Origin of the sequence: Synechococcus sp. RS9907, from assembly GCF_014279615.1 — a bacterium.
Classification (GTDB): Bacteria; Cyanobacteriota; Cyanobacteriia; order PCC-6307; family Cyanobiaceae; genus Parasynechococcus.
Map to the genome: position 1 here is coordinate 904905 of NZ_CP047944.1, position 16075 is coordinate 920979.

20 protein-coding genes and 1 tRNA gene are annotated in these 16075 nt (G+C 61.4%); 8 read left to right on the forward strand and 13 right to left on the reverse strand.

Annotation, left to right across the window (positions count from 1 at the left end; genetic code table 11):
• Positions 1-20: 20 nt before the first annotated feature.
• Positions 21-1253 (reverse strand): glutathione S-transferase family protein, encoded by a 1233-nt coding sequence (locus tag SynRS9907_RS04805; RefSeq protein ID WP_188022003.1) that lies wholly within the window; start codon positions 1251-1253, stop codon positions 21-23.
• Positions 1228-1473, reverse strand: a complete 246-nt coding sequence (locus SynRS9907_RS04810; RefSeq protein WP_115008818.1) for a hypothetical protein — start codon at positions 1471-1473, stop codon at positions 1228-1230. Before SynRS9907_RS04810 ends, SynRS9907_RS04805 begins: the two co-directional genes overlap by 26 nt.
• 115 nt (positions 1474-1588) lie before the next feature.
• Between SynRS9907_RS04810 and gorA the strand changes: the two genes are divergently transcribed.
• Entirely contained in the window at positions 1589-2947 is a 1359-nt protein-coding gene (gene gorA / locus SynRS9907_RS04815) for a glutathione-disulfide reductase (protein WP_188022004.1), read from the forward strand.
• 14 nt (positions 2948-2961) lie between these two features.
• Here the strand turns inward: gorA and SynRS9907_RS04820 are convergent, their stop codons facing one another.
• The 7 genes from SynRS9907_RS04820 to SynRS9907_RS04850 all read right to left on the reverse strand — a co-directional run bounded on the left by SynRS9907_RS04820 (position 2962) and on the right by SynRS9907_RS04850 (position 10011).
• The gene (locus tag SynRS9907_RS04820; protein WP_188022005.1) at positions 2962-4467 is read right to left on the reverse strand and encodes a GMC oxidoreductase; all 1506 of its coding nucleotides are present in this window, start codon (positions 4465-4467) and stop codon (positions 2962-2964) included.
• A 4-nt stretch (positions 4468-4471) separates the two neighbouring features.
• Positions 4472-5068, reverse strand: a complete 597-nt coding sequence (locus tag SynRS9907_RS04825) for a heme-copper oxidase subunit III (RefSeq protein ID WP_188022006.1) — start codon at positions 5066-5068, stop codon at positions 4472-4474.
• Positions 5069-5072: 4 nt separating this feature from the next.
• Positions 5073-6761, reverse strand: a complete 1689-nt coding sequence (locus tag SynRS9907_RS04830) for a cbb3-type cytochrome c oxidase subunit I (RefSeq protein ID WP_186508906.1) — start codon at positions 6759-6761, stop codon at positions 5073-5075.
• Positions 6762-6764: 3 nt separating this feature from the next.
• The gene (locus SynRS9907_RS04835) at positions 6765-7700 is read right to left on the reverse strand and encodes a cytochrome c oxidase subunit II (protein WP_188022007.1); all 936 of its coding nucleotides are present in this window, start codon (positions 7698-7700) and stop codon (positions 6765-6767) included.
• A complete protein-coding gene (locus SynRS9907_RS04840) occupies positions 7697-8317 on the reverse strand; it encodes a DUF2231 domain-containing protein (RefSeq protein ID WP_115082052.1) in 621 nt (206 codons plus the stop codon). Before SynRS9907_RS04840 ends, SynRS9907_RS04835 begins: the two co-directional genes overlap by 4 nt.
• The gene (locus tag SynRS9907_RS04845) at positions 8314-8814 is read right to left on the reverse strand and encodes a DUF2231 domain-containing protein (protein WP_188022364.1); all 501 of its coding nucleotides are present in this window, start codon (positions 8812-8814) and stop codon (positions 8314-8316) included. The genes SynRS9907_RS04840 and SynRS9907_RS04845 overlap by 4 nt, the downstream gene beginning before the upstream one ends.
• 111 nt (positions 8815-8925) lie before the next feature.
• Positions 8926-10011, reverse strand: a complete 1086-nt coding sequence (locus tag SynRS9907_RS04850; RefSeq protein WP_188022008.1) for a calcium/sodium antiporter — start codon at positions 10009-10011, stop codon at positions 8926-8928.
• Between the two features lie 81 nt (positions 10012-10092).
• Between SynRS9907_RS04850 and SynRS9907_RS04855 the strand changes: the two genes are divergently transcribed.
• The 3 genes from SynRS9907_RS04855 to SynRS9907_RS04865 are packed head-to-tail and all read left to right on the forward strand — an operon-like array spanning position 10093 to position 13058.
• Positions 10093-11742, forward strand: coding sequence for a SulP family inorganic anion transporter (locus tag SynRS9907_RS04855; RefSeq protein WP_188022009.1), 1650 nt, complete (start codon positions 10093-10095; stop codon positions 11740-11742).
• On the forward strand, positions 11735-12781 hold the full coding sequence (gene pyrC, locus SynRS9907_RS04860; RefSeq protein WP_188022010.1) for a dihydroorotase: 1047 nt from the start codon (positions 11735-11737) through the stop codon (positions 12779-12781). Before SynRS9907_RS04855 ends, pyrC begins: the two co-directional genes overlap by 8 nt.
• Complete coding sequence (locus SynRS9907_RS04865; RefSeq protein ID WP_025362365.1) at positions 12756-13058, forward strand: thioredoxin family protein; 303 nt, start codon at positions 12756-12758, stop codon at positions 13056-13058. Before pyrC ends, SynRS9907_RS04865 begins: the two co-directional genes overlap by 26 nt.
• A gap of 7 nt (positions 13059-13065) precedes the next feature.
• On the opposite strand, the gene SynRS9907_RS04870 is transcribed toward SynRS9907_RS04865, so the two are convergent.
• Positions 13066-13154, reverse strand: a tRNA-Leu gene (locus tag SynRS9907_RS04870).
• 39 nt (positions 13155-13193) lie between these two features.
• On the opposite strand from SynRS9907_RS04870, the gene SynRS9907_RS04875 reads away from it, so the two are divergent.
• The 3 genes from SynRS9907_RS04875 to trpA are packed head-to-tail and all read left to right on the forward strand — an operon-like array spanning position 13194 to position 14653.
• Positions 13194-13445, forward strand: a complete 252-nt coding sequence (locus SynRS9907_RS04875) for an NAD(P)H-quinone oxidoreductase subunit L (RefSeq protein WP_115008824.1) — start codon at positions 13194-13196, stop codon at positions 13443-13445.
• A gap of 1 nt (position 13446) precedes the next feature.
• On the forward strand, positions 13447-13803 hold the full coding sequence (locus SynRS9907_RS04880; RefSeq protein WP_115008825.1) for a DUF3007 family protein: 357 nt from the start codon (positions 13447-13449) through the stop codon (positions 13801-13803).
• 34 nt (positions 13804-13837) lie between these two features.
• On the forward strand, positions 13838-14653 hold the full coding sequence (gene trpA / locus SynRS9907_RS04885; RefSeq protein ID WP_115008826.1) for a tryptophan synthase subunit alpha: 816 nt from the start codon (positions 13838-13840) through the stop codon (positions 14651-14653).
• Positions 14654-14724: 71 nt separating this feature from the next.
• Here the strand turns inward: trpA and SynRS9907_RS04890 are convergent, their stop codons facing one another.
• Positions 14725-15096 (reverse strand): AbrB family transcriptional regulator, encoded by a 372-nt coding sequence (locus SynRS9907_RS04890; RefSeq protein WP_115160690.1) that lies wholly within the window; start codon positions 15094-15096, stop codon positions 14725-14727.
• A gap of 98 nt (positions 15097-15194) precedes the next feature.
• Here SynRS9907_RS04890 and SynRS9907_RS04895 point away from each other — a divergent pair, with 98 nt between their 5' ends.
• Positions 15195-15464 (forward strand): YciI family protein, encoded by a 270-nt coding sequence (locus tag SynRS9907_RS04895; protein ID WP_186542122.1) that lies wholly within the window; start codon positions 15195-15197, stop codon positions 15462-15464.
• Here SynRS9907_RS04895 and SynRS9907_RS04900 read toward each other — a convergent pair.
• Together SynRS9907_RS04900 and SynRS9907_RS04905 are read right to left on the reverse strand one after the other, a co-directional pair.
• On the reverse strand, positions 15440-15796 hold the full coding sequence (locus SynRS9907_RS04900; RefSeq protein WP_188022011.1) for a c-type cytochrome: 357 nt from the start codon (positions 15794-15796) through the stop codon (positions 15440-15442). The two genes, SynRS9907_RS04895 and SynRS9907_RS04900, sit on opposite strands and share 25 nt — an antisense overlap.
• A gap of 19 nt (positions 15797-15815) precedes the next feature.
• A complete protein-coding gene (locus tag SynRS9907_RS04905; RefSeq protein WP_188022012.1) occupies positions 15816-16049 on the reverse strand; it encodes a DUF3136 domain-containing protein in 234 nt (77 codons plus the stop codon).
• Positions 16050-16075: the final 26 nt, after the last annotated feature.

Here is a 16075-nt window from a genome sequence, read left to right on the forward strand (position 1 = left end):
TCAGCGTTGGCGCCCCCGCACTATGACCCAACTAAGAAGGGTCGGGGATCCTGATCAAAGCGATCCCTCACCGGCAAGGGCTTGGCCTGCTCAGGGCCATCCAGCTGGGCGGTGGCTTCAAGGGCCTGACGCAGCAGTCGAGCGGCCGGGAGCGGCATATCCCTTGGCACCGAAATGCGATCGCGCAGATAGCGCAGCCCGGCGGCACTCCCCGCTGGAGGCGGGCAGGGGGTGTTGCGAACCAACCGGGTGAGGGCACAGCGCAGGGGTTGGTCAAAGGCTGCAGCACCCATGGGGTTCACCTCGCGCAGCCGTTGCTGGTGACGCAGCACCCGGCTCAGGGCGATGACGGCCTGATCGGCTTGATGGTCCACATCCCAGCAGGCTTCGTCCTCGCCGAGGCCATCACCTCGGTCGATCTGTTCGGCCAGGCGCTTCGCTTCCGCTCCATCGTCGGGCCAGCAGCCGCCCATCTGGGGCGGCAGGTCATGGGCATGGGTGTGGAAGTCGCTTTGGGTGCCGCGGTAGGTCTCCAGTTGCTCCAGGGCACGGAACCAGCGGTCAATGGCTGGATGCTTTGCCCTCAGCCGGTATCCCTTGTAGTAAGCCAGCGAGGCATTCATCCGTTCCACGTAGGGAACGAAGATCAGATCCACGGTCTGCGGCTCCGGGCCCCGCAGCCACGGTCCGTCCTCCCGGTTCAGCTCCCGTTCGAAGCGCCGGGCGATGTCTTGAAACTGCTCTCGGGCCAGAACCTGTTGCCTCGAACTCAGCCGTGGTGAACACAGCCAGATGCACCAGGCCTGAAACAGCAGCCGTTCAAGACGGCGCAGCTCCAGAGCTTCCGGCGCTGTCATCGCCATGCCCAGGGGGCCGAACTGCTGTTCGAGGGCCAACAGGATGTCGTCGCTTTCGGTGATCAGCCGCCCGTTGAGCTCCAGGGCCGGCAACATCCCTGAGGGCACTTTCTCCAGGAACCACGGCTCCTTCGGGCCGTAGCAACGCATGGTGACTTTGCGTATCCGGTAGGGGATGCGCTTGAACTCCAGCCAGAGCCAGATTTTTTGGCAGTAGGGGCACCAGGCGTGGTGGTCGCGGTACAGCGTGACCATCACGTTGGATTCAGGCTGTCCGAACAGGCGCAATGTGGCCTGGGCACTGGTCGGCCCTTCAATCCGATTCGGTTCCGGCACCGCCAGGCTGGCCAGGTCCGACCAGCTCAGGGGTTCAGCTGATTCCGATGAAAGGGGCATGCAGGATCGGCTCAAGCGTTGCCCGTCCATAGGACTGCCAGTCGCCCAGTTCGTGCATCAGCGCCAGACAGTCCTGCTGTCGGCCCTGATCAGCCAACTGCTTCAGCCGCAGTTTCATGTCGTCGCTGGTGATCATCATCACGATCTCGCGGCGTTGCGAACGTTTGAGGCGCAGCTCGGGTTCAGGCGGCTGCCTGCGGCGCTTGGAAGAACGGTTCATGGTTTAAGGACGCGGTTGAAATACGACCGACTCGTCTTGGGCCTTTATGGCCCCCTTCCCCGGACCATAACGCCATCTTTACGATGACGCCCGTCGTCTCGAGCACCCTTCTGTTATGGGCGCTGATCTGGATCTGGTTGTGCTCGGAGCAGGCTCCGGTGGTCTGGCCGCTGCGAAACGCGCGGCCCGTCATGGAGCCCGCGTCGCCATCGTGGAGGGCGATCGCGTTGGCGGTACCTGCGTGATCCGCGGCTGTGTTCCCAAAAAGCTTTTGGTGTACGGCGCCCAGGCCCGCCATCAATTGGCGGATGCCTCGGCCTACGGCCTTGAGATCGGTTCGGTGCGTTCGGATGTGCCTGATCTCCTGCGTCGGGTGCGCGCCGAGGTGGATCGGCTCAATGCTCTCCATCTCGGATTTCTGGAGAAGGCCGGCGTTCAGTTGATCTCCGGTTGGGGACGCTTCACGGCAGCAGATCGCATTGGCATTTCCGATCAACGCGGTGGGCCCGTGCGAGAGGAACTCTCGGCCCCGCGCTTTTTGGTGGCGGTTGGTGGCCGGCCGGCCCGGCCGGAGATTCCTGGGGTTGAACACACCTGGGTCAGCGACGACATGTTCCTTCTGGAGGATGTCCCCTCAGCCGTGGTGGTGGTGGGCGCAGGATTCATTGCCTGCGAGTTCGCCTGCATCCTGCGGGGTCTTGGTGTTGCGGTCACCCAGGTGGTGCGTGGTCCGCGCCTGTTGCGCGGTTTTGATGCTGAGTTGGCCGATTCCGTGCTGGGTGGCATGCGTGAGCAGGGCATCGAGGTGCTGTTGGAGCAAACGGTGGTGGCCGTGGAGGGAGAGCCCGGGGCGCTGACGGCGCGGCTGGGCAAGGGTGAGTCTTTGGCTTGCGGCGGTGTGTTGATGGCCACCGGGCGTCGCCCCTGGCTTGCGGATCTTGGGCTGGATGCTGCCGGCGTAGCGATCGAGAACGGCCGCATCAAGGTCGATGCCAACTCCTGCACCTCGGTTCCCCACATCCATGCCGTCGGTGATGTCACCGATCGGGTCAACCTCACGCCTGTGGCCATTGATGAAGGTCGTGCCTTCGCCGACAGCGTCTTCGGGTCGCGTCAGCGGCAGGTGAACCACGACCTGGTGGCCAGTGCCGTGTTCAGCGATCCAGAGCTGGCGACCGTGGGCCTATCGGAAGAACAGGCCATCGAACGCCATGGCGTGGATGGTGTTGTTGTGCATCGCGCCCGCTTCCGGTCCATGGCGCGGGCCCTGCCCGCCTCCGGTCCCCGTTGTCTGCTCAAGTTGGTGGTGGAGAAGGCCACCGATCGGGTGTTGGGCTGCCACATGGTGGGCGAGCATGCCGCGGAGATCATTCAGATGGCGGCGATTGCCGTGGGGATGGGCGCCACCAAGGCCGATTTCGATCGCACCATGGCACTGCACCCCTCTGTTTCAGAGGAGTTTGTGACGATGTAGTCGACGGCGCCCCGTTAGCTCAGGTGATCGGCAAGCCGCAGCGCTAATGCAATCACCGTGAGGCCTGGGCCAACGCTCGGGCAGCTGGGAAAAATGCTGCTGTCGGCGATGTAGAGGTTCTCGAGCTCATGGCACTTGCCCTGGGGGTCCACCACGGAACTGGCGGCGTCTTCTCCCATCCGGCATGTGCCGCAGCCGAAGCCCACCACGCTCAGGGGGGCTTCCCCACGGGCATGGGTGGGAGCCTTCAGCACCACCTTGGTGATCGGGTCGTTCTCTACCTCTTTAAGGGTGTCGATCCAGCGGTACACCAGCCGGTCGTGGGCTTCCCGGTTGTTGGCGATGTAGTTGATCCGGATCTGCTCGTTGTTGAGCCACACCTTGTTGTGGGGATCCGGACGCACCTCGGTCATGGCCCACCAGGCGACCGATCGGGAGGCCAGGCGCTCCAATCCAAAGTCGGGGATGAGCTTGGTCACCAGCGAGAGCACCGGTGGTGACTCGGCAAACAGCGCGTCCTGCAGCACGCCGCCGGCGGCCTGAATGTGGCCTAGTGGGAAACTGACGTTCTTGTCTCCCCAGTAGTAGTCGTTGATTGCCAGGGAGCGTCCGTAGCGGCCGCTGTTGCGTTCCGTGGCCAGCTGCAGGATCGAGGTGAGCTGCAGATTCATCAGGTTCCGGCCCACCTGATCCGATCCGTTGCTGATGCCCTTGGGGTGGTGGGCATTGTCGGAGCGCATCAAGATCGCAGGGGTGTTGATCGCCCCCGCAGCGAGCACCACCACATCTGCGCTGAACAGCCAGGCATCGCCGTTCACGTCTGCTTCCACAGCCCGGATGGCGCGGCCACTGGGATTCACGTGCAAACGCAACACCCGTGCGTTGTCACGCACGCTGAGCCGTTTGGGTTCACCCACCTGCAGCCCAAACAACTGGGCGTCACCACTGGGATCGTCGGCGTCCTCCGACCAACTGATCGGGATGTCGTAGGGCTGACAGCCCTGACGCTGCAGGGCACCGCGCAGGGGTTCGAGGAAGGGTTCGATGGGCTTGGGCGGCGCCAGGAAATCTCCCTTGCGCCTGGGTTCGGTGGGATCAACCCCCGCCTTGCCATGCACCCGATACAGCTGTTCGGCCTGTTGGTAGTAGGGCTCCAGCTCGGCGTAATCCAGGGGCCATGCCGGTGAGATGCCGTCCTGAAGGGCCACCTCCTCAAAATCCTTTTCACGCATGCGTTCCAGCACCGCGCCCCAGATCTTGGTGTTGCCACCCCGGGCGTAGGTGGTTTGCGGGGCAAAGGGATCGCCGTCAGGGCCGAACCAGCGTTCGCCCTTGGGGTGGTAGCGATCCTTGCGGAACAGATCCACGTCGGCGACGTTCTGGTCTTCAAGAGCCATCGCTCCGCCGCGCTCCAGCACCAGCACGCTCTTGCCCTTACGGCTCAGGGCGCCCGCCAGGGTTCCCCCGCCGGCGCCGCTGCCGATCACGATCACGTCGTAGTGGTTGTCGTCGATGATCATGGAATTACTGCCACACGTAGATCAGAAGGAAAAGAAGGATCCAGATCACATCAACGAAGTGCCAGAACAGGCTCACCGCAGCAACGCCCATCTCGCCTTTGTCGTAGTTCCCGGGAACAAACGAACGCGCCAACATCAGGCCCATCAGCAGGACGCCGGTGATCACGTGAAGGCCATGAAAGCCGGTGAGCAGATAGAACATCCCGCCGAACACACCGCTGCTGAGGCTGAAGCTGAGTTCCGACCATTCGACGTATTGGCCGTAAACGAAATAGCAGCCCATCACCATGGTGAGCAGCCACACCGCCCGGAAGCCCCAGAGGTTGCCCTTGTGCAGATAGCGCTCAGCGAAATAGGCCACAAAGCTGGAGCTCACCAGCACAACGCTGTTGATCAGCGGCATGCGCACCTCCAGCCCTTCGACGCCGTCCGGTAGCCATTGGGGGGCTGTGAGCTTGAGCACGGCGTAGCCGGCAAAGAAGGCCAGAAAAATGACGCTCTCGGAGCAGAGGAAGATCACGAAACCGGTCATGTTGTGACCGTCGTGCTTCACATGGCCCGGGGTGTGATTCAGCTGCAGATCGGGATTGACGCTGGTCATCGGCTCAGGCCTCCTGGGAACGGCGCACGTAGAACTCCTCGTCCTCAACGAGGGGGTGCCCCAGGCCGTAGCCGTAGGGCTCGCTGATCACGGTGGGGATGTCGTCCTCGAAGTTTTCAGCCGGTGGTGGCGAGGGCAGCAGCCACTCCAGGCCGATGGCCCGCCAGGGATTGGGGGGAGCCTGAGGCCCCCGGGCCCAGGAGCTCACCATGTTGAGAATGAAAGGGATCGAGGCGACGCCGAGCATGAAGGCGCCGATGCTGGCGATCACATTCCAGATGGCGAATTCCGGGTCATAGGAGGCAACCCGGCGCGGCATCCCCAGCAACCCAGCCCAATGCAAGGGCAACCAGTTGAGGGTGGCGCCGATGAAGGTGAGTGCGAAGTGCACCTTGCCAAGACCCTCGTAATACATGCGGCCGGTGAATTTGGGGAACCAGTGGTAGATCCCGGCGAACACACCGAAGCCGATCGTGTTGAAGATCACGTAATGGAAGTGGGCCACCACGAAGTAGGTGTTTCCCACGTGCACGTCGATGGGCACGGTGGCCAGCATCACGCCGGTGATGCCGGCGAAGATGAAGTTGAACAGGCCACCGAGGCAGAACAGCATCGGGGTGCTGAGGCGGAGATTGCCTTTCCACAGGGTTCCCAGCCAGGCGAACACTTTCACGCCGGTGGGAACGGCGATCAGCATCGTGGTGGCCATGAACAGATTGCGCATCCACATCGGTGTGCCCGAATAGAACATGTGGTGCACCCACACGATCAGGCTGAGGAAGGTGATGCCGAAGGAGGCGATCGCCACAAAGCGATAGCCGAACAGGGGCTTGCGGGCATAAACCGGGAACAGCTCGGAGAAGATGCCGAACACCGGCAACACCAGCACGTACACGGCCGGGTGCGAATAGAACCAGAAGAAGTGCTGAAACAGCACGGGATCACCGCCCCCTTCAGGCCTGAAAAAGCTGGTGCCGAAGCTGAGGTCGAACAGCAGCATCACCGCACCACCGGTCAGAGCGGGCAGGCCGACAAGCTGGATGGTCTGAGCGGCCCAGGCGGTCCACACGAAGATCGGCATCTTGAAGAAGCCCATGCCGGGGGCCCGCATCCGGATGATCGTCGTCACGAAATTGACGGCGCCCATGATCGAGGAGATCCCCGAAAGAGCCACCGCAAGAATCCAGAGAAACTGGCCGTTGATGAAGTGGTTCAGGGGGTTCTGCAGGCTCATCGGTGGGTAGGACCACCACCCCGATGACGCCGGCCCCCCGGGGGCGAAGAAACTCCCCATCAACACCACCGCGAACAGCGGCACCAACCAGAAGGCGGCCGCATTCAGCTTGGGAAACGCCATGTCCGGCGCACCGATCATCGTGGGGATCAACAGGTTGTTGAAGCCGTTGAGAATCGGGAACAGGAACAGGAACAGCATCACTGTTCCATGCATGGTGTAGAGGCCGTTGTAAACACTCGGATCCACCAGATCCGCCGGCGGTGTGATCAGTTCTCCTCGCACGATCATCGCCAGCAATCCACCCACCAGCAGGAAGAACAGCGAGGTGGCGATGTACTGAATCCCGATCACCTTGGCATCGGTGTTGAAGCTGAAGAAGCGCTTCCAATTGTCCGGGGCACCGGGGACAGGGTGCGGCGCCTTGAGGATGCGTGGGTCGTAGTTGGTGGTGGTCATGGCTCAGGCGTCGTGCGGGATGGAGGGATCTCCGGGGTCGTTCACCATCGGGGCGGGAGCCGGTGGCACCGTGGCCCAGCCTTTGTCACCACGGGCGATGCGGCGGTCGTAAAGCGTGCGGCCGGGGTCGAGGCCGGGTTGCAGGGCTTGCTTGGCCGAACGCTTCAGCCAATCGGAGTAGGCCTGCTCCGATTCGACGATCACGTTCGATTGATTCACCGACATGTAGGCGCCACTGAACATGGCGTCGCGCAGGCGGAAGCGTCCCTCTCGGGTGGGCGTGAGGCTGTAGGAGATCAAGCTGCCGGGAACGATGTCCTGCTTCAGCCGGAAGGCCGGCACATAGAAGCTGTGAATCACGTCTTCGGATTGCAGCTGAAGGTTGACCCTTTGATCGATGGGGAGGTGCAGTTCTGAACTGCGAACGCCATTGGGATATCTGAATTCCCAGCTCCATTGCCGCGCAATCACCTGGATGGGTCCCACCTGCGCCATGGGATCGGCCGAGAGCAGTGCGCTGGTGTCGGCACCGATGGCGTACTTCTGCTTCGGCCCCAGGGCGTTCAGGGTGTCATTCACCTTCATGGACGTGAAGGCGATGGCGAACACCAGCAGCAGTGGGATCACGGTCCAGATGATCTCCAATTTGGTGTTGCCCTCAATCGGTGCTCCGTCGCTTTCGTCGTATTTGCCGGCCCGGTTGAACAGCAGCACCCAGCCCATCACGCCGGTGCAGCCGAAGAAGATGAAGGAGCCGATGCCGGTTTCCAGGGCGAACAGATCGTCGACGTACGCCGCTGCGCTGGAGGCCTGCGGCGGGAACCAGCTGTAGGACCACGTCGCCATCGCCTTGGCGATCACCAGGTTGATGGCTACCGCGATGCCAATGATCACGATGGCGCCGAGGTTTGGGCCGCTCTTGGGGGCTGTGCTGGTCATGGCAAGGCCTCCTGCAGATCGGCGCCAGCGGCCAGCAACTGGTCTGCGGTGATGTGCACGCCGAAGTCACTGGCCAGCCAGGCGCCCAGGCTTCCGTGCAGCCCCATCACCAGCAGCATGCCGATGCCGCAGAGCAGATACAGCCAGCTCACTTGACGGCCCAGGTCCTTACGCCAAACAAAGCGTTGGTAACCACGCCAGATGGTCATGGCCACGATCACCAGCAGGATCGCGACGCCACCGATGGCATGCCAGAGCATCGTGTCGATGGCGGTCTGGCCGAGAATGCTGCGGATGCCTGGCAACGGCACTGCCAGCAGCATTTCGTAGAACCCCGCGGCCACGGTGAAAAAGCTGATGCCGCTGCAGGCAACGAGGTTGTACCAGCCCACGTCGTGGAAGCCGCTGCGGGTCACCGGCAGAGCCAAGTAACGGAACACCCGTTTCTCCAGCGGGTAGAACGCACCGGCCACGTCGAAGGCGATGGCAATCGCAAATAGGCCGATGGTTAGGTGCACCAGGTTGGGGTGCAGTGGAATTGCGTAGGGAAGATTGTTGGCGCCGAGGGAGTCGGCGATGTCGTTGATCGGCGATGCGATCGCGGCGAAGTGGGTCACGACACCACCCCCTGACGGATGGCTTCCACCACGGGGACTGTGTGCAGTCCGTAAACCCAGACCAGTTTGTCGCCGAGATACACCTGCGTGATCACAAGCCCCGCCAGCACCACATCAAGGGCCAGAAAGCCCCTGGGCAAGTTGGCCGGATCCTTCTGCCGGGCGACGTAGCGCCAGCCCGTGAGCAGGGCCAGCACGCCGGCCAGGGACCAACCGATGGTGCTGTGAATGTTGAGGATGTCCCGCGAGGCGCCGTAGGGATTGGCCAGACCGGCCTCCACCTGGCCGAAGATGATCGCCACAAAGATCGCCACGGTGGCGACGATCAGGTTCCAGAAGCTGACTTCAAACAGGTTCTTTTTCCTGCTGAAAACACCAATCACGTCGAACACCACCGTGATCAGCGCCATGGCGATCACGAAGTGAACGACGATCGGATGGATGACGTCGAGCCAGGGAAGATTTTTGTCGTTGAGCGGTGGAAGCAGCTCAAGCATCGGCAAGCCGATCGACACCCACCAAGGATGACCACGGTGGATCCAACGGTCATCACCGGATGTGCAATTACAACTCCATTCGTCTCATCACGGGCTGCAGCCGCGATGCCGCTAAGTCTTGGTGCGCCAGAACACCAACGCCTGGGTCATGATCACGATCATCACCACCGGCAGCACAAAACAGAGCATCAACAGCCGGAACTCATCTGACCAACTGGCGAGGCTTGTTCTGGGAAGAACGTTGTCAACGATGTAGAGGATGTACAAACCAACCAGCAGTCCACCCTCCAGTCGGCTGATCCGTCCGCGCGTCCAGAAGATCGGCAGGCAAGCCAGGCTGGTGAGCAACATCACGGGCAGATCGTCCTGAATCAACTCGGGACTGACAGCAAGGCCGCGGCCAGCGGCAGCCAAGGCGCCACCGCCCAGCACCAGCAGCAGGTTCAACAGGCAGCTGCCCACCACGTTGCCGATCGCCAGATCGGTGCGCCCGCGCAGGGCGGCCACCAGGGAGGTGATCAATTCCGGCATCGACGTTCCAGCGGAAACGATCGTCAGACCGATCACCGCTTCACTCACCCCTAAATAGGTGGCGGCAGCGGTGGCGCCGCTCACCAGCACCCGCGATCCGATGGTGAGGATGCCGATGCCTGCGATCAGTCGCAGGACGGCCAGGGTCCATCCGCCGCTCGCTGCGTCCTCTTCGATCTCGGGTTCAGCGCTGCCGCTGTCGTCCGGTTCTTCACGGGCGGTGCGGATCTCCCAGACGGTGTTGATCGCAAGCCCCAACAGCAAGGCCAGGCCCGCTTGCCAGGTCACCCGTCCTGCGGAGGCCATCCCCCAGACCGCCGCCGAGATGGCAATCATCAGAGGCACATCTCGCCTCACCAGGCGGCTTTCAACCCGCAGGGGCAGCACGAGGGCGCTGCTGCCCAGCACCACCATCACGTTGAAGATGTTGCTGCCCACCACATTGCTCACGGCGAGGGCGTCAGCTCCCTGCAGCACCGAACTCAGACTCACGAACAGTTCCGGGGCGCTGGTGCCCAGCGACACCACCGTGAGGCCGATCACGAGCTGGGGAATGCCGAAGATCACCGCCATGGCGACGGACCCCTGAACGAACAGTTCCCCGCCACCGAACAGCAGTCCGATGCCCAGGAGCACTTGGATCGAGGCCTGCAGAAATTCAGGCATGGGGCGAGCTCAGCTGTACGGGGATTGTGCTTTGAAGCGAATCAACCTAAGGTCACTCACCTGGGTAATAGATAAGAAACCTTGTTGAACCGGATCAGCACCAGCAACCTCCGGGGTGACGCCTTTGGTGGCGTGACCGCCGCGGTGATTGCTCTGCCGATGGCCCTGGCATTCGGGGTCGCCGCAACGGGTGACCCTGCCCCTGGGCTTTGGGGCGCCGTGATCATCGGCTTGGTGGCGTCTCTCTTCGGCGGAACGCCCACCTTGATCTCTGAACCCACCGGTCCCATGACCGTGGTGTTCACGTCAGTGATCCTGAGCTTCACCGCCACAGCTCCGGACAAGGAAACGGCCATGGCCATGGCCTTCACCGTGGTCATCCTGGCGGGTCTGTTTCAGATCCTTTTTGGCGTCTTCCGTCTGGGTCGATATGTCACCCAGATGCCTTACACCGTGATCTCTGGCTTCATGTCGGGGATTGGAGCCATCCTGGTGATTCTCCAGCTTCCCGCTTTCCTGGGGCAGACCGCATCGGGCGGGGTGATGGGAACCCTGTCGAACCTGCCGGGTTTGATTGCCGGAATTCAGCCGATGGAGCTGGCGCTGGCGTTGATCACCGTTGCGATCCTCTGGTTCACCCCAGCCAGCGTGAAGCGTTTCTGCCCGCCGCAGCTGCTCGCTCTGGTGCTGGGAACGGTGCTGTCGATGACCCTGTTCCACGACGCCGGTCTCAAGACCATTCCGCCGTTTAATGCTGAGCTCCCCACCCTGCATGTGCCCACCTTTTCGGGCGGACAGCTGCGTTTGATGTTCGTGGATGCCGCAGTGCTGGGCATGCTCGGCTGCATCGATGCGCTGCTCACCTCCGTTGTGGCTGACAGCCTCACCCGCACGGAGCACAACTCCAACAAGGAATTGGTGGGTCAGGGACTGGCCAACATCGCGTCGGGCGTCTTTGGCGGACTGCCTGGGGCGGGAGCCACGATGGGCACCGTGGTGAACATTCAGGCCGGCGGACGCTCAGCCCTGTCGGGCATTGTCCGTGCGCTGATTTTGATGGTGGTCGTTCTGGCTGCCGCACCCCTTGCGTCCACGATTCCCCTCGCTGTGCTGGCGGGCATCGCCCTGAAGGTGGGCATCGACATCATTGATTGGGATTTCCTCCAACGGGCCCACCACCTCTCGGTGAAAGCTGCGGTGATCACCTACGGCGTGATTGCGCTCACGGTGCTGGTGGATCTCATCACTGCAGTGGGCATCGGAGTTTTCGTGGCCAACGTGCTCACCATTGATCGGATGAGCGCGTTGCAGTCCAGAAAAGTGAAAACGATCAGCACCGCCGATGACGATGTGGAGCTGACCGATGAAGAGCAGGTGTTGCTGGATCAGGCCTCCGGCAAGGTTCTGTTGTTCCAGCTCGCCGGGCCGATGATCTTCGGCGTGGCCAAGGCCATCTCGCGTGAGCACAACGCCATCGGCAATTGTCAGGCGGTGGTTTTCGATCTCTCCGAGGTGTCCCACCTGGGGGTCACCGCTGCGATCGCCCTCGAGAATGCCGTCAAGGAAGCGATTGAAGAGAGTCGTCAGGTGTTCCTGGTCGGTGCAACGGGCAGCACGGAGAAGCGCCTGCAGAAGCTGAAGCTGTTGGATCGGCTCCCCCAAAGCCACATCACTGGTGATCGCCTCGATGCCTTGCGCCTTGCCGTGAACGGTCTGCAGCTGAATGTCTGATCAGATTTCGATCATCGCCCCTGATGATTGGCACGTGCATCTCCGCGACGGGGAGATGCTCAACCAGGTTGTGGCCCATACCGCCCGCCGTTTTCAGCGGGCCATCGTGATGCCCAACCTGCGTCCCCCGGTGACCACGGTGGCTGCTGCACGGGCATACCGCGACCGTATCAATGCGGCGTGCCCCGCTGATCTGGAGTTCACGCCCCTGATGACGGCGTACCTCACGGATTCGATCGCTCCTGCCGAGTTGGAGACAGGATTTCGAGAGGGCGTTTTTGCTGCCGCCAAGCTTTATCCCGCCAACGCCACCACCAATTCCGCCGCAGGGGTGACGGATCTGCTGCAGATCGATCCCGTGCTGGAAACGATGGCCCGGATCGGCATGCCCTTGCTGATCCATGGTGAAGTCACGGACAGCGAGATCGATATCTTCGACCGAGAGGCGGTGTTCATCGAACGCCATCTGGCACCACTGCGGGACCGCCATCCCGAGCTGAAGGTTGTGTTCGAGCACATCACCACGGAGCAAGCGGTGCAATACGTCAGCTCAGCGGATCGTCATCTCGCCGCCACCATCACACCCCACCATCTGCACATCAACCGCAACGCGATGTTTGCCGGTGGGTTGCGCAGTGATTTTTATTGCCTCCCCGTGGCCAAGCGGGAATGCCACCGTCAGGCCCTGCGCCGGGCGGCCACCAGCGGTGACCCACGCTTCTTCCTCGGCACCGACACGGCACCGCATGAACGGGCATCCAAGGAAAGTGCCTGCGGATGCGCCGGCATCTTCAATGCGCCCTTCGCCCTGGAGAGCTATGCCCAGGTTTTTGATGAGGAGGGCGCCCTGGAGCATCTCGAAGCCTTCACCAGCCTGAATGGGCCGGCCTTCTACAACCGTCCAGCCAACACGCGTCGCATCACGTTGCAACGCCGTGACCATCTCGTGCCGGAACTTGTGAATGGGCTGGTTCCTTTCCATGCTGGAGAGATCCTGTCCTGGGCCGTTGCCGATGCACCTGATCAAGTTCAGCTCTGAAGACTGCGGCACCTGTCACCGCATGAGTCACTACGACGGCAAGGTGGCCGAGGAACTCGGCTGCAGCTTCATCTCCGTGATGCTGCAGGACACGGAGATGTATCGGAAATACCGCAAGATCCTGCTCAAGCAGTACCCCAACAAGGAGGGGATGGGCTGGCCCACCTACCTCCTGGTGAACGATCCCGATGGAGATTTTTCGATCGAGGGAGAACTGAAGGGCGGCATGCCCAAGGGAGATTTCCGCACCAAACTGGCTGAGTTGCTGCCGTCTTGAGCTCAGGTGGTGGGGGCAGGGGGACTTGAACCCCCACAGGCCTTTCGGCCCAAGCGATTTTAAGTCGCGTGCGTCTACCGATTCCGCCATGCCCCCGCCCGGACATCTTAGATTTCCCCCAGATGTCCTCAGGCCTTGGACCTTTCGTCCCTGCTTTCTCAAGTCCCACAGGACACGTTGTTGGTTCTGTTGGCCTACACCGTTCTGGGCGGCCTATATCTCGTTGTGGTTCCCCTCGCCCTGTACGCGTGGATGAACCAGCGTTGGCATCGCATGGGCAAGCTGGAGCGTCTGGGGATCTATGGCCTGGTCTTCCTCTTTTTCCCGGGGATGATTCTGTTTGCCCCCTTCCTCAATTTCCGGCTGAGCGGGCAAGGAGACGTCTGAATTGACGCGTGGCAAGGTTCTTCTGATCGGACTTGCAGTCCTCCTGCTGGGCGGGCTTGGGCAAGTCGGCTTTCAGGCAGCAGGCTTTGAGGGGTTTTCGGCAGGGATTGCTGCGGAGGCCCTGCTGGTTGTGATTGTGGTGGTGTGGACAAGCTCTTACCTGTTCCGTGTGGTCACCGGCCAGATGACCTACATGGACCAGCGGCGTCGCTACCGCGAGGTTTACGACAAACAGGAAGCTGAAGCGCTTCAAGCCCGTTTTGATGCTCTCCCCGAGGAGGAGCAACAGGCGCTGTTGCGCAAGATTGGAGCGGATGCCTCGGTTCCCGCGGACGGCGATGCCCCCGTCGACTCATAGGCTTCCGAAGTTTGTTCCTGGTCGGTTGACCGAGATGCCCAATCAGCAGTCCTCTTCCATCGCCCAGCGCTTTGAGCAGCTGAAGCAGGACGGTCGCCTCGCCTTGATGCCATTCCTGATGGCCGGCGATCCGGATCTCTCTGTCACCGCTGATGTGCTGCTCAGCCTGCAACGTGCAGGGGCTGACATGGTCGAACTGGGAATGCCCTACAGCGACCCCCTCGCTGATGGGCCGGTCATTCAGGCTGCTGCGTCCCGGGCCCTCGCCGCCGGAACCACGCCAAAGGGTGTTCTGGACATGCTGCGCTCGTTGAAAGGCCAGCTGCAGATTCCCGTGATCCTGTTCACGTATTCCAATCCACTGCTCAATGTGGGGATGGAGGCGTTTTGCCAGTCCGCAGCGGAGGCTGGTGCGGCGGGTTTGGTGGTCCCTGATCTACCCCTTGAGGAAGCGGAGCGGCTGTCGACAATCGCAGAGCGTCATGGCTTGGATTTGGTGCTCTTGGTTGCACCCACCACTCCCCAAGATCGGATGGGCCGGATTGCTACATGCAGCCGAGGTTTCACCTACTTGGTGAGTGTCACCGGTGTCACCGGTGAGCGAGCTCAGATGGAAAGCAGGGTTGAAGGTTTGGTGCAGCAACTCAAACAAACCTCACCGGTTCCTGTTGCAGTTGGTTTTGGGATCTCCGGTGCAGAGCAGGTGCGTCAGGTTCGGGGTTGGGGTGCCGATGGAGCGATTGTGGGCAGTGCACTTGTGAAACGGATGGCGGCAGCATCGCCTGGGGACATTGCTCAGGAAGCTGGTCGTTTTTGCGCTGAGTTGCGTGCCGCTGCCGATCAGCCCTAGGGGCTGCCATCCCGCTCAAGCCATCAAAAACCCCGGCATTGGCCGGGGTTGCACTGCTTTTTAATGTTGAATCACTCGTCGTCTTCGTCGGTGGCACCCACCGGTGTCAGACGAATCTGTTTGCGACCAAGTTTGATTTCAAATTCATCTCCAGGTTTCAGGTCAAGCAGCGCTGTATAGGCCTTGCCGATGAGAAGATTGCCGTTGCCTTGCACAGTGGCCACATAGCTGAGTTTGCGGCCGCCTTTGCCCACGCCGCCAACTCCACCCACGCCAAGACTGACGCCTTTGGCCTCCAGCAGTGCTTCATAAAAAGCGGTGAAATTCAGACGTTCTCCACCATCTTTTTTCGTGGAGACATAGCCACAGGCACGAACAAGGTCAGACTTGCTGATGTCACCCAGGTCTTTGACTTTATTGAGAAGGTCGCCCCCAGTGAGCATTGCTTTCGAGAGATATCAACCTTCACAACATAGCCATGGTTCAAGCGGCTATGCCATCATTTTCTACTGAAAAGTTCGCTGTTATTTCATCCTTCGCTATGGCACGTTTCGTTTTGTGGGGCACTTACTGCGCGGATGCTCTTGAGAAGCGTGCTCCCTATCGGGATGAGCACCTTGCTCGTCTCCAAAGTCTGAAAGAGCAGGGAACGCTGGTCACGCTCGGACCCACCGAGGGAAGCACCCATGTTTTCGGGATCTTCGAGGCCGACAGCATCGACGTCGTCCGCAGGCTGGTTGAGGACGACATCTATTGGAAGCAGGGGATCTGGACGGCGCTCGAGGTTTATCCCTGGGTCCAGGCGTTCTGAGCCTGCATGAGCACCCATTCAGCCACGAGCTGATCTCCATCGCTCCCGAGAACATCGGCGTAACCACTCATCTGGCCTCGCCCTTCCCGGGCGATGGCTGCGATGGCGTTCACCGTTGCGATCTGCTCACGCTCGAGGGTCTTCAGCTTCAGGTTTTTCCCCCGGCGAATGATGTTGCCACCGTTGATGTGGCATCCCGCGCAGTGCTGTTCGAACAACAGGGCGCCGGGGCTGGCGTCAGGCCCGGCAGCCAGCGAAGCGCCGGCTGAACCAAGGCTCAGCAGCAGAACAAGAAACGCACCAATGCAGCAGCGCAGGAGGTGGCTCAGCACAGGGATGATGTGGCTTGGATCAGTCTGCTTGAGCAGGCGATGCCTCCTTCTGGAACCGCTGGATCAGTTCATCGGGAGAGCGGTAATCCTTCGGAAGCGAGGTGTGCAATCGGTTGAGGTAGTCCCAGCAGACCGTCCGGCGAATGGCGTTGAGGTCGCGTCCATCGGCCACAAGGCGACGCAGGGCCTGGCAGTAGGTCGAGAATCCAGCCTCCTGATCTCCGATGGTGAGTGCCTTGGTTGCGGACGGCATGAAACAGAAGGTCAGGATCTTCTGAC